General features: G+C 32.7%; 11 protein-coding genes. 2 read left to right on the plus strand and 9 right to left on the minus strand.

Features of this window, described 5'->3' with window-relative positions:
- Nucleotides 1–87: 87 nt before the first annotated feature.
- Nucleotides 88–1215, plus strand: a complete 1128-nt coding sequence (locus LACAL_RS09880; protein ID WP_041301459.1) for a VWA domain-containing protein — start codon at nucleotides 88–90, stop codon at nucleotides 1213–1215.
- A gap of 72 nt (nucleotides 1216–1287) precedes the next feature.
- Nucleotides 1288–2754, plus strand: coding sequence for a sigma 54-interacting transcriptional regulator (locus LACAL_RS09885; RefSeq protein ID WP_013870587.1), 1467 nt, complete (start codon nucleotides 1288–1290; stop codon nucleotides 2752–2754).
- A gap of 58 nt (nucleotides 2755–2812) precedes the next feature.
- On the opposite strand, the gene LACAL_RS09890 is transcribed toward LACAL_RS09885, so the two are convergent.
- The 9 genes from LACAL_RS09890 to LACAL_RS09930 form a co-directional block, all read right to left on the minus strand.
- Nucleotides 2813–4024, minus strand: a complete 1212-nt coding sequence (locus LACAL_RS09890; RefSeq protein WP_013870588.1) for a bifunctional alpha/beta hydrolase/OsmC family protein — start codon at nucleotides 4022–4024, stop codon at nucleotides 2813–2815.
- 56 nt (nucleotides 4025–4080) lie between these two features.
- A complete protein-coding gene (locus LACAL_RS09895; RefSeq protein ID WP_013870589.1) occupies nucleotides 4081–4659 on the minus strand; it encodes a YdeI family protein in 579 nt (192 codons plus the stop codon).
- Between the two features lie 12 nt (nucleotides 4660–4671).
- Nucleotides 4672–6000, minus strand: a complete 1329-nt coding sequence (locus LACAL_RS09900; RefSeq protein WP_013870590.1) for a M28 family peptidase — start codon at nucleotides 5998–6000, stop codon at nucleotides 4672–4674.
- 64 nt (nucleotides 6001–6064) lie between these two features.
- Nucleotides 6065–6592 (minus strand): DUF421 domain-containing protein, encoded by a 528-nt coding sequence (locus tag LACAL_RS09905; protein ID WP_013870591.1) that lies wholly within the window; start codon nucleotides 6590–6592, stop codon nucleotides 6065–6067.
- Between the two features lie 158 nt (nucleotides 6593–6750).
- Nucleotides 6751–8559 (minus strand): acyl-CoA dehydrogenase family protein, encoded by a 1809-nt coding sequence (locus tag LACAL_RS09910; protein ID WP_013870592.1) that lies wholly within the window; start codon nucleotides 8557–8559, stop codon nucleotides 6751–6753.
- Between the two features lie 28 nt (nucleotides 8560–8587).
- Nucleotides 8588–9781 (minus strand): acetyl-CoA C-acyltransferase, encoded by a 1194-nt coding sequence (locus LACAL_RS09915; RefSeq protein ID WP_013870593.1) that lies wholly within the window; start codon nucleotides 9779–9781, stop codon nucleotides 8588–8590.
- A 6-nt stretch (nucleotides 9782–9787) separates the two neighbouring features.
- Nucleotides 9788–12196, minus strand: coding sequence for a 3-hydroxyacyl-CoA dehydrogenase/enoyl-CoA hydratase family protein (locus tag LACAL_RS09920; RefSeq protein WP_013870594.1), 2409 nt, complete (start codon nucleotides 12194–12196; stop codon nucleotides 9788–9790).
- A 4-nt stretch (nucleotides 12197–12200) separates the two neighbouring features.
- Nucleotides 12201–12650 carry a MarR family winged helix-turn-helix transcriptional regulator gene (locus tag LACAL_RS09925; RefSeq protein WP_013870595.1) on the minus strand — a complete coding sequence of 150 codons (450 nt, stop codon included), beginning with the start codon at nucleotides 12648–12650 and terminating at the stop codon, nucleotides 12201–12203.
- A 118-nt stretch (nucleotides 12651–12768) separates the two neighbouring features.
- Nucleotides 12769–14544 carry a long-chain fatty acid--CoA ligase gene (locus LACAL_RS09930; RefSeq protein WP_013870596.1) on the minus strand — a complete coding sequence of 592 codons (1776 nt, stop codon included), beginning with the start codon at nucleotides 14542–14544 and terminating at the stop codon, nucleotides 12769–12771.
- Between the last annotated feature and the right edge of the window lie 138 nt (nucleotides 14545–14682).

Genomic DNA, 14682 nt, shown 5'->3' on the forward strand with positions numbered 1-14682 from the left:
TTAGTTTGCCTTAAAGTTAAGCACAAAATCTTAAATAGATGTTAAGTGCAATTTTTTCATTCTAAAATATCGTATTTTTATAGAGCAATGAGAAACGAGAAATTAACTAGAAAAGGTTTTATATTTAAAGAATATGAAGCACCTTCACAATCGCCTTTCGAGAAACTTTTTGATATTTTTAAAGAGTTAATTACACATACTTCGGGTGATTTTGATGAAGCCATAGATTGGCTTAGAGAATTAGATAAAGAATATAAACTTACTACGCCAGATTATACAATAGATGATTTTATTGAAGATTTAAAAGCCAAAGGTTTTATAAGAGAAGAAATAAAGCCAGATGGTAACAAAGGTATTGGTATTACTGCCAAAACCGAGCGTGCAATACGTCAAGCTGCTTTAGATCAAATTTTTGGAAAAATAAAACGGAGCGGAAGCGGAAACCATAAAAGTAAAGGTGTTGGAATAGGAGATGAACACACAGGAGATTTTAGAAATTATCAATACGGTGACGGATTGGATAAAGTCTCTATGACAGAAAGCCTTCGTAATGCCCAAATAAATAATGGTATTGGTGATTTTACTATTACTGAAGACGATTTAGTAGTTGAGGAAACAAGACATAAATCTCAAATGAGTACTGTATTAATGATAGATATTAGTCACAGTATGATTTTGTATGGTGAAGATAGAATTACACCTGCAAAAAAAGTGGCAATGGCTTTAGCCGAGTTAATAACCACACGCTACCCAAAAGATACTTTAGATATTTTGGTATTTGGAAACGATGCTTGGCCAATTAAAATTAAAGATTTGCCATATTTAAACGTTGGGCCATACCACACAAACACAGTTGCAGGCTTACAATTAGCTATGGATTTGTTAAGAAGAAAACGAAACACCAATAAACAAATATTTATGATAACCGATGGTAAACCAAGTTGTTTGCGTTTGCCAGATGGTACTTACTATAAAGATAGCAATGGTTTAAATCCACACATAACTAACAAATGTTATGCTATGGCACAACAAGCCAGAAAATTACACATACCAATAACAACATTCATGATTGCTCAGGATAATTATTTGATGCAATTTGTTCAAGAGTTTACACGTGCAAATCAAGGAAAAGCATTTTATACAGGATTAAAAGGTCTTGGTGAAATGATTTTTGAAGATTATGAAACCAATAGAAAGAAACGAATTAAAGGATAGAAACAAATAAAAAGTGTAAAGCTATAAAGTGAAAAGTTTTAATCACTAAAATGAAAAAGATTTTAAAAAACTATGGAAATAAAAAATATAAAAACTTTAGGCGAGTTAAAAAACGCTGGATATAAAAGTAAGTCTATTAAAGATGAACTTAGAGATAATTTAATAGAGAAAATTAAGAATAAAGAAACTACATTTAAAGGTGTTCATGGTTACGAAAACACCGTAATACCAGAGTTAGAACGTGCAATTTTATCTAGACATAATATTAATTTATTAGGTTTACGTGGTCAAGCAAAAACACGTTTAGCACGCTTAATGCTAAATTTGTTAGACGAATATATTCCTGTAGTTGAAGGCAGCGAAATTAATGACGATCCTTTACAGCCTATTTCACGATTTGCAATAGAATTAATTAAGGAAAAAGGAGAAAAAACACCAATAATTTGGTTACATAGAAGTGAGCGTTTTGCCGAAAAACTAGCAACTCCAGATGTAACAGTGGCAGATTTAATAGGTGATGTAGACCCAATAAAAGCAGCGAATTTAAAGTTGAGTTATGCAGACGATCGTGTAATTCATTACGGAATGATTCCGCGTGCTAACCGTTGTATTTTTGTTATAAATGAATTACCCGATTTACAAGCCAGAATTCAAGTGGCTTTATTTAATATTCTACAAGAAGGCGATATACAAATTCGAGGTTTCAAACTTAGGTTAAACTTAGATATGCAGTTTATATTTACTGCAAATCCTGAAGATTATACTAACCGTGGTAGTATTGTAACGCCTTTAAAAGATAGAATTGGTTCTCAAATTTTAACGCATTATCCAGAAGATATTGAAACTGCAAAAATAATTACACAACAAGAAGCAAAACTAGATAAAAGACAAACAAATAGTGTCGCTATTCCAGAGTTGGCTAAAGATTTACTGGAACAAATTGTTTTTGAAGCCAGAGAAAGCGAATATATAGATGCTAAAAGTGGTGTAAGTGCAAGATTAAGTATTACTGCATTCGAAAATTTATTGAGTACTGCAGAACTTCGCGCTTTAAAAACAGGAGACACAAAAACAATGGTACGTTTAAGTGACTTTTTAGGTATTATTCCTGCAATTACAGGAAAAGTAGAATTAGTTTATGAAGGAGAGCAAGAAGGTGCTGCAAAAGTTGCATTTAATTTAATAGGTGAAGCCGTAAAAAGTTTATTTCCAGAGTTTTTTCCTAAAATTGAGAAGCTACAAAAACAAGAAGAAGAAAGTCCTTATGACGATGTAGTATCATGGTTTTTTAATAATCGTGATGGATTTGAACTTTTAGACGATTTAAGAGATAAAGAGTACAAACATTTATTAGATGCTATTGCTCCATTAGATGATTTACTTGGAGAATACCAACCAAATTTAGATAAAACTGAAAGCTATTTTGTAAAAGAATTTGTTTTATGGGCTTTAGTAGAATATAAACAACTAAGTAAATACCGTTATACCGAAGGTATCCAGTTTAAAGATCCATACGGAAGTTTTATAAGCGGTTTATAAATATTAAATACAAAAGCGCAGTTAATTTTAATTGCGCTTTTTTTTATATAAAATGTATTTAAATTAACTTAGTGATAACCTGTGTTTCGCTATGTAATGTTTTATGAACAGGACATTTATCTGCAATTTGAAGTACACGTTTTATTTGTTTTTCATCTAGATTACCAGTAAGTTTTATTTCTCTATGAAAAGTATCGATTTTTGCTGAAGTTGATTCGCAATTTTCACAATCCTCAGCATGAGTTTTTGAGTATTTAGTATGTACTTCAACATTTTCAATATCCCAACCTTTTCGTTTAGAATACATTTGAATAGTCATTGCTGTACAAGCAGATAGTCCTGCAGATACAAGCTCGTATGGTGAAGGACCAAAATCATTTCCGCCAAAACTCGTTGGTTCGTCTGCTGTTATATAATGATTTCCTACTTTCATTTTAGTTGTAAATCCTTCAGAAGCATCTAAACTTGCAACAACATCATGTACGGTATTGATGGTTTCATTTTCTGGTATATTTACATAGCGTATGGCCCAACTAGAAATTATTTTACCAACATAATTAGAATCTTCTTTTTTCATTAATAAGTGATCTGCACCATCTATAGAAACAAAACTTTTTGGGTGTCTTGCTGCAACATATATTTCTTCAGCATTTTGAATACCTACAGTTGTATCTTGTGGAGAGTGAATCACTAATAAAGCTTTACGAAGTTTTTGTGCAACGTCTGGCAACGATTTTGTTTCAATATCGTCTAGAAACTGTTTTTTAATTGTAAAAGGTCGTCCGCCAATATTAACTTTAGCAATACCATTAGTTTTTATTTCATCAACACTACTTTCTATTAAATGTTGAACATGTTTTGGATTTGAAGGCGCACCAATTGTAGCAACTGCTTTTATAGACTCTAATTTTGCTGCAGCAAAAATTGCAGCGGCGCCACCTAAGGAATGTCCAATAATTAGTGTTGGAGCACTATAATTTTTTTCTAAATAATTTGAAGCATGAATTAAATCGTCAACATTACCAGAGAAATTAGTATTTTCAAAATCACCTTCACTATCACCTAAACCTGTGAAATCGAAACGTAATACTCCAAAACCGTTTGCTGTAAGCTCTCTACTAATATTTTTTACAGCAGATAAGTTTTTATTACATGTAAAACAATGTGCAAAAATTACAAAGTTATGAGGATGTTGATTTACAGGAAGCTCTAAACGTCCAACTAAATTTTCGTTTTTAGCGTTGTTAAAGGTTACTTTTTGAATGTTCATTTGTTTTGTTTTTATAATCAGTCGTAAAATTGAAGCAGCCTTTCATAAAAGTATGTTTACCAGTTATCTCTCGACTTAATATTTGCTTCGCATAGTTTTATAATTTCGGTAATTCTTTTTTGTTTAGTGGTTTCTCTTTTCGCTTGGTTTAACCAATATAAGTAGCTTTTTCTGTAAGAAGGCGCTAAGTTTTTATAGTTTTTAAAAGCATTAGGATTGTTATTAAATGCTGTTTGTAGTTGCTCTGGAATAATACCTTTTTCAACAGCATCTAAAGCTGTCCAACTACCATTTTTTTTTCCTATTTCAATACTATCAAATCCTTTTTGATGCATTAAATTTTTAGCAATTAAAACTTCTATATGCTTTTTATTTACAGCACTCCACACACTTTTGGGTTTTCGTTTACAAAAGTATTGTCTACGTTTTCCGTTACCTAAACTTTTAACAGTACTATCAATCCAGCCATAGCATAAGGCAACTTTTACCGCTTCTTCCCAACGCATGCTTTGCTTTTTGTGACTTACTTTATAAAAGATGAGGTAGATGCCTTCGTCATTTTCATGGTTTTTATGTAACCATTCTCGCCATTCTAAATCTGTTTTAAAATAAAGTTCTTGTTTTGCTAATGGCATATTTAAAAATTTTTATCTAAATATTTTATTTGGAAACACAACCATACTTTCGGTTCCATCTTGCGCCACTGAAGCCACACCAAAAAAGAAATTATCTATAACAATGCCTTTTAATGTAAATGCTTTAACATCACCAACATAACGGCTATTATCCCAAGTTGGTGAAGTAGTATCTCTCCAATAAATTTTATAGCCTTTAGCTCCATTAACCTTATCCCATTTAAATTTAGCAGATGGCTCTACAATACCACCAATAGCAACAGTTTTTGGTGCAGGTGGAGCAGATGCTAAACTAGCCAAATTTATTGCATTTACTGCAGTAAGTTTTTTTGCATAATCGAAATTAACATGCTCAACAACATCACCATATTTAGTACCGTTTTCTTCGCGAATATCTTGATGTTGCTGTGTGTAGTTTTCATGAGCTTCCATAATTCTAATACCTGCAAAACCTAAATCGTTAAACGGTCTATGGTGACCGCCACGACCAAAACGATCTAATCTATACACCATCATTGGATTCATTTCTGGCATATATGTTTTTACATTTTTGTGTATATATCTTGCTAATTGTCTAGAAATACCATCGACTTCACCACCATAAAAACGACGTAATTTGCGTTGACGTTCATTTTCGGTAGGTGGCACAGGTTCTGAAAATATTCTAAAAGTGCGATTGTCAATAACACCATCAACACCTTTAATATTTCCTATCATATCGTTGTTTAAAATGCCAATAACATCCCAATTATTATCTTTTGCATATTTTGCTAGTCCAGCACCACCAAATAAGCCTTGCTCTTCTCCAGATAATCCAACATAAATTATACTACTTTCAAAGTTATATTTTGAAAGCACTCGAGCTGCTTCAATTGTTCCTGCCATACCCGAGGCATTGTCGTTTGCACCAGGAGCATCTGTAGTGAAATCCATAGTATCGCTGGCACGAGAATCTATATCTCCACTCATTATTACGTATCGATTAGGATATTTAGTCCCTTTTTGTATAGCTACTACATTTACAATCCATGCATCATGTGGTACACGATTATTACCTTCTTTTCTAACAAAATCTTTTTGATAAAAAACGTTTAAGCAGTTATTACATTCTTTAGAAATAGTTTGAAATTCACTTTTTATCCAGCGTCTTGCTGCGCCTATACCTCTTGTATTTGAAATGGTATCGCTAAATGTGTTTCTGGTTCCAAAATTAGCTAATGTATTAATATCTTTTTCTATACGTTCTGACGATACAGCATCAATAATATCATATATTTTTTGATTGGTTTGTGCAGACAAGAAAGTTGTTAAAAGGAAAAAAGGAAATATTAGTAGTTTCATAAAAAATATTTTTAACTAAAATAATGAAAATATAAGCATTAATTAACTAATACTTAATTAAGGTTTATGGTGTTTTTCTAACGCCTAAAAGTAAATCTTTATTAAATTCCTCATCACTATTTGCTGTTTTATGAAGTACTGAAATGGCACCTGTAGATTCTAAAACGACTGCTACAACTTGATCATAGTTTAATACATTAGCTTCTCTAAGTTTAGCTATTAGTTGTTTTTTTTCTACACGAGCATGTTTTAAATTTTCTTCTAAAATAGTATTACCATCCATTAATAGTAATGGTGCATTAGATATTAATTTGCTTAATGGTTTTATTTTTCGTTGTAACAAGGAAAAAATATAAGTTAGTATTAGTAAACCTGCTATTGCCGTAAAACCATGAACAATAGAAGTAGAGGATGTTAGTGTAGATGAAATTATACTACCTATAGCAATTGTAAAGGCAAAATCGTAAGCTGTAAATTTTGCAAACGATCTTAAACCAATAATTCGAGTAAGAAATATAATTATTATAAAAATTAAAATACAACCTATTAAGGTTTGTAAAATTGGATCACTATTACTGTATAGCCATTTCATATAAAAGTTTTTTAGTTATTAGTAAATTGTTGTGGTATACTCAAATTTACAATTTTGAGTAGTTTATATCAATTCTCAAAAACTAAAGTTTAGTTAATAAAAAAAGCCAATACTTTGGGAGTATTGACTTTATTTCCTACTAAATAATTAAAACTAGATTAAAAACAGTATTTATTTTCTGCTTTTACTTTTTCCGCGATTTCGTTACGTAGATCAACAATATCCGGATAATTTGTATATTTCGTGAAACGTTTAAGTCCCATTAACATCATGCGTTGTTCATCACCTTCAGCAAAAGAAATGATACTTTCTTTTCCTTTACCTTCAACAATACTTACTGCATTGTATAAGTATAATTTAGACATGGCAATTTGTACAGCTTGTTCTTTTTCACTTGTACGTTTAGCGTTTTTCTCAGTTCTTAAAATTGTAGATTCTGCCATGTAGATTTCAATTAAAATATCAGCAGCTGCAATTAATAACTGTTGGTGCTCTTCTAAATCTGGTCCAAATTTTTGAACAGCGGCACCAGCAACCATTAAGAATACTTTTTTAAGTTTAGCTATCATTGCCTTCTCCTCAGAGAATAACTCAGAGTAATCTGGTGTATCAAAAGAAGGAATACCCATTAATTCTTGCTGTACAGCTTGTGCAGGATTTAATAAATCTACATGACCTTTCATTGCTTTTTTAACAAGCATACCAACAGAAAGCATTCTATTAATTTCGTTTGTTCCTTCGTAAATACGAGCAATTCTAGCATCTCTCCATGCGGCTTCCATTGGAGTTTCTTCTGAGAATCCCATACCACCAAATATTTGAATACCTTCATCTGCACAACTTTGTACATCTTCAGATACAGCAACTTTTAAAATAGAGCATTCAATTGCATATTCTTCTACACCTTTAAGTTCTGCTTCTTGGTGCGTATTTCCTGCAGCTTCACGCATTGCAATACGATCTTCAATGTTTTTAGCAGCTCTATATGTTGCAGATTCTCCAGCATAAGCATTAGTTGCCATTTCGGCTAACTTAACTTTAATTGCACCAAAGTCTGAAATAGGTGTTTTAAATTGTTTTCTTTCGTTTGCGTACTGTACGCCAGTTGTTAAAATTCTTCTTTGAGAATCTAAACAAGCAGCAGCTAATTTTATACGACCAACGTTTAATGCATTCATTGCGATTTTAAAACCTTCACCACGACCAGCTAACATATTTTCTACTGGTACTTTAGTATCGTTAAAAAATACCTGACGCGTAGAACTTGCACGAATACCTAATTTATGTTCTTCTTCGCCCAATGTTATTCCATTAGCATTTTCAGGATCGTATTCAACTATAAAACCAGTAATATTTTTATCGTCTTCAATACGAGCAAAAACAATCATCACACTACAGAATCCTGCATTTGAGATCCACATTTTTTGCCCATTAATTTTATAAGACTTGCCATCTTCTGTAAGTTCTGCTGTAGTTTTTCCAGAGTTAGCATCAGATCCTGCACCTGGCTCTGTTAAACAATAAGCACCAAACCATTCACCAGAGGCTAGTTTAGGTACATATTTTTGTTTTTGAGCTTCTGTACCATATAAAGTAATTGGCATAGTACCAATACCTGTATGCGCTCCAAAAGCAGTACTAAAAGAACCTGTACCAGAAGAAATATAATCACAAGTTAAACAGGTAGAAACAAAGCCCATTCCTAATCCGCCATAAGCTTCAGGTACGGCTACGCCTAAAAATCCCATTTCTCCAGCTTTACGCATAACTTCTTCAGTTAAAGCATAATCTTTAGCTTCAAATCTTGGTTTGTGAGCAATAATTTCACGTTCGTTGAATTCCATTACGGATTCTTTCATCATGTTTTGCTCTTCTGAAAAATCTTCAGGAGTAAAAACATCTTCGCATTTTGTTTCTTTTACTAAGAATTGACCTCCACGTAGGATATCTTTTTCTGTATCTGCCATTTTATAGTATTGTATTAAGTTCTTTTAATTAATTTAAAAATTCGAATAGTCCACAAGCACCTTGACCTGTACCAACACACATAGTTACTGCTCCATATTTTCCTTTCATGTCTCGCTTACGCATTTCATCAAAAAGCTGAACAGAAAGTTTTGCTCCAGTACATCCTAATGGGTGACCAAGTGCAATAGCTCCACCATTTACATTTATAATATCTTGGTTAAGGTCTAATTCGCGAATTACAGCTAAAGATTGTGAAGCAAAAGCTTCGTTTAATTCTATTAATGCTAAATCGTCTTGTTTTAAACCAGCTTGTTTTAATGCTTTTGGAATTGCTTTTACTGGTCCAATTCCCATGATACGAGGTTCAACTCCTGCAGCGGCATAATTTACCATTCTTGCTACTGGTTCAAGGCCTAACTCTTTAACCATATCTTCGCTCATAACCATTACAAATGCAGCGCCATCACTCATTTGAGATGAGTTTCCTGCGGTAACACTTCCTCCAGCAGCAAATACTGCTCTTAGTTTTGCTAGTGCTTCTTTGTTTGTTCCTGCTCTTGGTCCTTCGTCTTTAGTTACAGTATAAGATTTTGTTGCTTTTTTACCGTTAGCATCTATATATGTTTGTTCTACATCTATAGGTACAATTTGATCTTGAAAACGGTCTTCGGCTAAAGCTCTTAAAGCTTTCATATGTGAATTGTAAGCAAATTCATCTTGGTCTTCACGAGATACGTTAAATTGCTTTGCTACTGCTTCAGCAGTGTTTCCCATTCCCCAATAGTAATCTTCATGACCTGCTTTTACAATGGCATCGTAATTTAATTCTGGTTTAAAACCTGTCATAGGAACACTACTCATACTTTCTGCTCCACCGGCAATAATACAATCTGCCATTCCAGCTTGTATTTTTGCAGTTGCCATACCAATAGTTTCTACTCCAGAAGAGCAAAAACGGTTTACAGTCACTCCAGGAACATCTACAACATCTAATCCCATTAAAGAGATTAGACGTGCCATATTTAATCCTTGAGATCCTTCTGGCATTGCATTTCCAACAATAACATCGTCAATACGTTTAGGGTCTAAGTTTGGCAATTCTTTCATCATATATTTGATGGTTTCTGCTGCCAATTCATCTGTTCTTTTAAAACGGAACACGCCTTTTGGTGCTTTACCAACTGCTGTTCTATATGCTTTTACTATATATGCTGTTTTCATTTTTTCTTAGTTTCTTAAAGGTTTACCTTTTGTTAACATGTGTTGAATTCTTTCTAATGTTTTACGTTCTGTACAAAGCGAAAGGAATGCTTCACGTTCTAAGTCTAATAAGTATTGTTCGCTTACTTTAGTTGGTTCAGATAAATCTCCACCAGCCATAACGTAAGCTAACTTATTAGCAATTTTCATGTCATGTTCACTAATGTAATTAGAGTCTTTCATAGAATCTGTTCCTACTAAAAACATACCTAATGCTTGTTTACCAAGTACTAATACATCGTTTCTTTTTACAGGTTGTGTGTATCCAGCATCTGCCATTATTTTAGCATGTGCTTTTGCTGTTGCTATTTGACGATCTTTATTTACTACAACTACATCTTTACCTTCTTGCATTATTCCTAAATCGAAAGCTTCGTAGGCTGAAGTTGATACTTTAGCCATACCAATAGTTAAAAAGTATTCTTGTAGTGTATTTAATTGTACATCTCCTTTTTTGAAAGTGTCTGATGCTCTTAAGGCCATTTCTTTAGAACCTCCACCACCAGGAATAACACCAACACCAAACTCTACAAGTCCCATATAAGTTTCTGCTGCAGCTACAATTTTATCTGCATGTAATGAAATTTCACAACCACCACCAAGTGCCATACCGTGAGGTGCAGAAATTGTTGGTATTGCAGAATAACGCATACGCATCATTGTGTCTTGGAAATACTTAATAGCCATATTTAGCTCATCGTATTCTTGTTCTGCAGCCATCATGAAAATCATACCAATATTTGCTCCTACAGAAAAATTTGGTCCTTGATTACCTACTACTAAACCGGCAAAATCTTTTTCTGCCATATCGATAGCCTTATTAATTCCTGCTAAAACATCGCCACCAATAGTGTTCATTTTAGATTGGAATTCTAAGTTTAATATACCATCTCCTAAATCTTGTACAGATACTCCAGAGTTTTTAAAGACTTCGGTAGTTTTTCTAATATTATCTAATATGATAAAGCTATCTTGTCCTGGTATTTTTACTTGTTCTTTTTTAGGAATATCGTAAAAGTATGTTGCGCCATCTTTAATAGAGTAGAAGCTATCGCTACCAGATTCTAACATATCTGCAACCCAATCTGCCGGTTTTAAACCTTCGGCTTGCATCATTTCAATACCTTTTTCAACACCAATGGCGTCCCAAATTTGGAATGGTCCATGTTCCCAACCAAAACCAGCTTTCATGGCGTCGTCAATTTTATATAACTCGTCAGTAATTTCAGGAATACGGTTTGAAACGTATGCAAAAAGGGCAGAGAAACTTTTTCTGTAAAATTCTCCGGCTTTATCTTTTCCTTTAATTAATACTTTAAAACGGTCTGCTACTTTATCAATCGTTTTCGTAAGTTCTAAAGTTGCAAATTTTGCTTTTTGAGCAGATCTATATTCTAAGGTATTTAGGTCTAATGATAAAATTTCTTTTTTACCATCGGCTGATACTTGCTTTTTGTAGAAACCTTGACCTGTTTTGCTTCCTAACCATTTGTTTTCCATCATTGTATTGATGAAATCTGGTAATTCAAAGAGCTCTAAACGTTCGTCTTTTGGGCAGTTTTCTCTAATCCCGTTTGCTACGTGAACTAAAGTGTCTAATCCTACAACATCTACCGTTCGGAAAGTTGCCGATTTTGGTCTACCTATTACTGGTCCAGAAAGTTTATCTACTTCTTCTATAGTTAAGTCTAAATCTTTAACTGTATGAAATAAACTTTGTATACTAAATATACCAATACGGTTTCCTATAAATGCAGGAGTATCTTTAGCTACAACCGAAGTTTTACCTAAGAATTTTTCACCGTAACCATTTAAAAACTCTAAAACAGAAGCATCTGTTTTTGGTCCTGGTATGATTTCAAATAATTTTAAATAACGTGCTGGATTAAAAAAGTGTGTTCCACAAAAATGTTTTTGGAAATCTTCACTTCTTCCTTCACTCATAAATTTAATAGGAATACCAGAAGTGTTTGATGTAATTAATGTTCCTGGTGTTCTATATTGTTCTAGTTTTTCGAAAACTTGTTGTTTAATATCAAGTCTTTCTACTACAACTTCCATAATCCAATCTACATCTGCTACTTTAGCAATATCATCTTCTATGTTACCAGTAGTAATTCTATTGGCAAATGATGGGTGATAAATTGGTGATGGCTTAGATTTTAAAGATGCTGTTAAAGCATCGTTTACTAAGCGGTTTCTAACCACTTTGTCTTCTAATGTTAAGCCTTTAGCTTTTTCTTTTGCATTTAGTTCTCTTGGTACAATATCTAATAGTAAGACATCAACACCAATGTTTGCGAAATGACATGCAATACCAGATCCCATAATACCAGAACCTATAATTGCTATTTTTTTAATTCTACGTGTGCTCATTATATTAAACAGATTGTTTTTGATTGTATATTTTTTTGTTTGAAATCAACTCGTTAATTGTTTCTGTAACTTCTTGGAAATGTTTTAACTTTTCTTCTGAGACGTGTTCTTTAATTTTATTATTAAAGGTTAATACACGATCACGTGAAAACTCTCTTTTTTCTCGTCCAAATTCGGTTAAATGAATAAGTACACCACGGCCATCTTCTGGATTTGGTTTACGTTCAATTAATCCTAATTCTTCCATTTTTTTTAAAATACGAGAAAGACTTGTTGCTTCCATTCCCATTATTGGGCCAAGAGAAGTTGAAGGTGTACCGGTTTCTGGGTCGATACTTAATAATGTAAAACCAGTTGCCATTGTGGTATCAAATTTGGCAGCTTCTTCGTTGTACATTTTATTTACTGCTAACCAAGTGGTTCTAAGTAAATAATCGATTGTTTTGTCTTTCATTAAATTGGTAAATCAATAATTTGAATTCCAAAGATAATAAAAATTTATTATGCATGCATAATAAATTAAGGAAAGTTTTTTATAAAATAAAAAACGCCTTTATTAAGGCGTTTTAGTATTAGTTTCTATAAATTTTGTTGTAAAGTTCTTTGTATATGTCTTTTATAACGGTTCGTTTCATTTTCATGGTTGGTGTTAAATGACCGCTATCTATAGACCAAACGTCTGGTGTAAGTTCAAAACGTTTAATTTGTTCCCATTTACCAAAGTGCTTATTACAAGCGTCTACTTCTTGTTGAATACGTAGTATAATTTCTTTTGAATTGGCAATATCTTCACCAGATTTTCCAATATTTTTCTTTTTTCTATCTATCCAATCTTCTATAAATTCAAAATTTGGTTGAATGATGGCTGCAGGCATTTTTTCACCTTCACCAATAACCATTACTTGTTCTATAAATCGAGATTGTTTTAATTCGTTCTCCAAAAGTGTTGGTATAACATATTTACCACCAGAGGTTTTAAACATTTCTTTTTTACGACCTGTTATTTTTAAAAAGCCTTCAGAATCTAAATTACCTTTATCTCCAGTATGAAAATATTCACCAGTCATAACGCTATCTGTTCTTTCTGGATCTTTATAATAGCCCATCATAACATTAGGGCCTTTTACTAGTATTTCTCCGTCTTCAGCAATTTTTACTTCAACGTTTTTTATAGGTTTACCTACGGTTCCAAGTTTAAAATGTTTGTTTCTGTACATTTCTACAGAGATTACTGGAGAGGTTTCTGTTAACCCATAGCCTTGCATGACTTGCATTCCTGCTGCAGAAAAAATTCTAGAAAGCCTTACTTGTAATGCTGCAGAACCTGATACCATAGTGTTTAATTCTCCACCAAGTGCTTCACGCCATTTACTGAAAATAAGTTTGTTTGCAATTTTTAATTTAAACTCGTACCATGCTCCATTAGCTCCATAAGGTTCCCATTTTTCAGCAAGGTTTACTGCCCAGAAAAATAATGCTTTTTTAACTCCTGATAGCTCTTCGGCTTTTGCAATAATTTTATCGTAAACTTTTTCTAGTAGTCTAGGTACAACACTCATTAAATGAGGTTTTATTTCTTTTGCGTTATCACCAATTTTATCAATGCCTTCAGCAAAGTAAATTGAAGCTCCGGCATATTGGTATAAGTAAATTAGTACACGCTCGAATACATGACAAATAGGAAGAAAGCTTAATATTCTATTTTCTTTACTATTCATAAATGGTAAACGATGCGATGCATCTAAAGCATTACTTGTTATATTATTATGCGATAGCATAACACCTTTGGGCTTACCTGTAGTTCCAGAAGTATAAATTATGGTTGCTAAATCGTTTGGTGATACAGCGTCCATTCTTTCTTGAACTTCATTTTGATTAGTTTCATCTTTGCCAAGTTCAAATAACTCTGAGTAATGTTTGCAGCCTTCAATATGATTAAAAGAATAGACTTCTTTTAATTTAGTATTAGCTTTAATTTTATTGACTTTAGCTAAAACTTCTTCATCACTAACAAAACAATAGATAGATTCACTATGGTTTAAAACATATTCGTAATCGTCTGATGATATTGTTGGATATATGGGAATGTTTTGTGCTCCTAATTGCAGAATACCAATATCCATAATATTCCATTCAGTTCTATTAGTTGTTGAAATTACAGCGATTTTATCATTTTTTTGAATTCCCATTCTTAATAAAGCACGACTAACTGCGTTTGCTTTATCTACATATTCTTTTGTAGACATAGGCGTCCATTTACCGTTGTATTTAGTAACTAATGCGGCATCAAGATTATATTTTTCTAGCTGATAATATGGAAAATCGAAAAGGCGTGTGATTTCTGTCATTCTTTTTATTGGAAGTTAAAAGTCTTGCAAAGTATGAATTTTTAAGTGCATTTCAAATAGAAAGAAAAAAAAGGAGCTGTTAAAAACAGCTCCTCTGCTAATTGATTGATAGCATAAATTTATACATTACCTAAGTTT

This window comes from Lacinutrix sp. 5H-3-7-4, from assembly GCF_000211855.2.
Taxonomy (GTDB): Bacteria; Bacteroidota; Bacteroidia; order Flavobacteriales; family Flavobacteriaceae; genus Lacinutrix.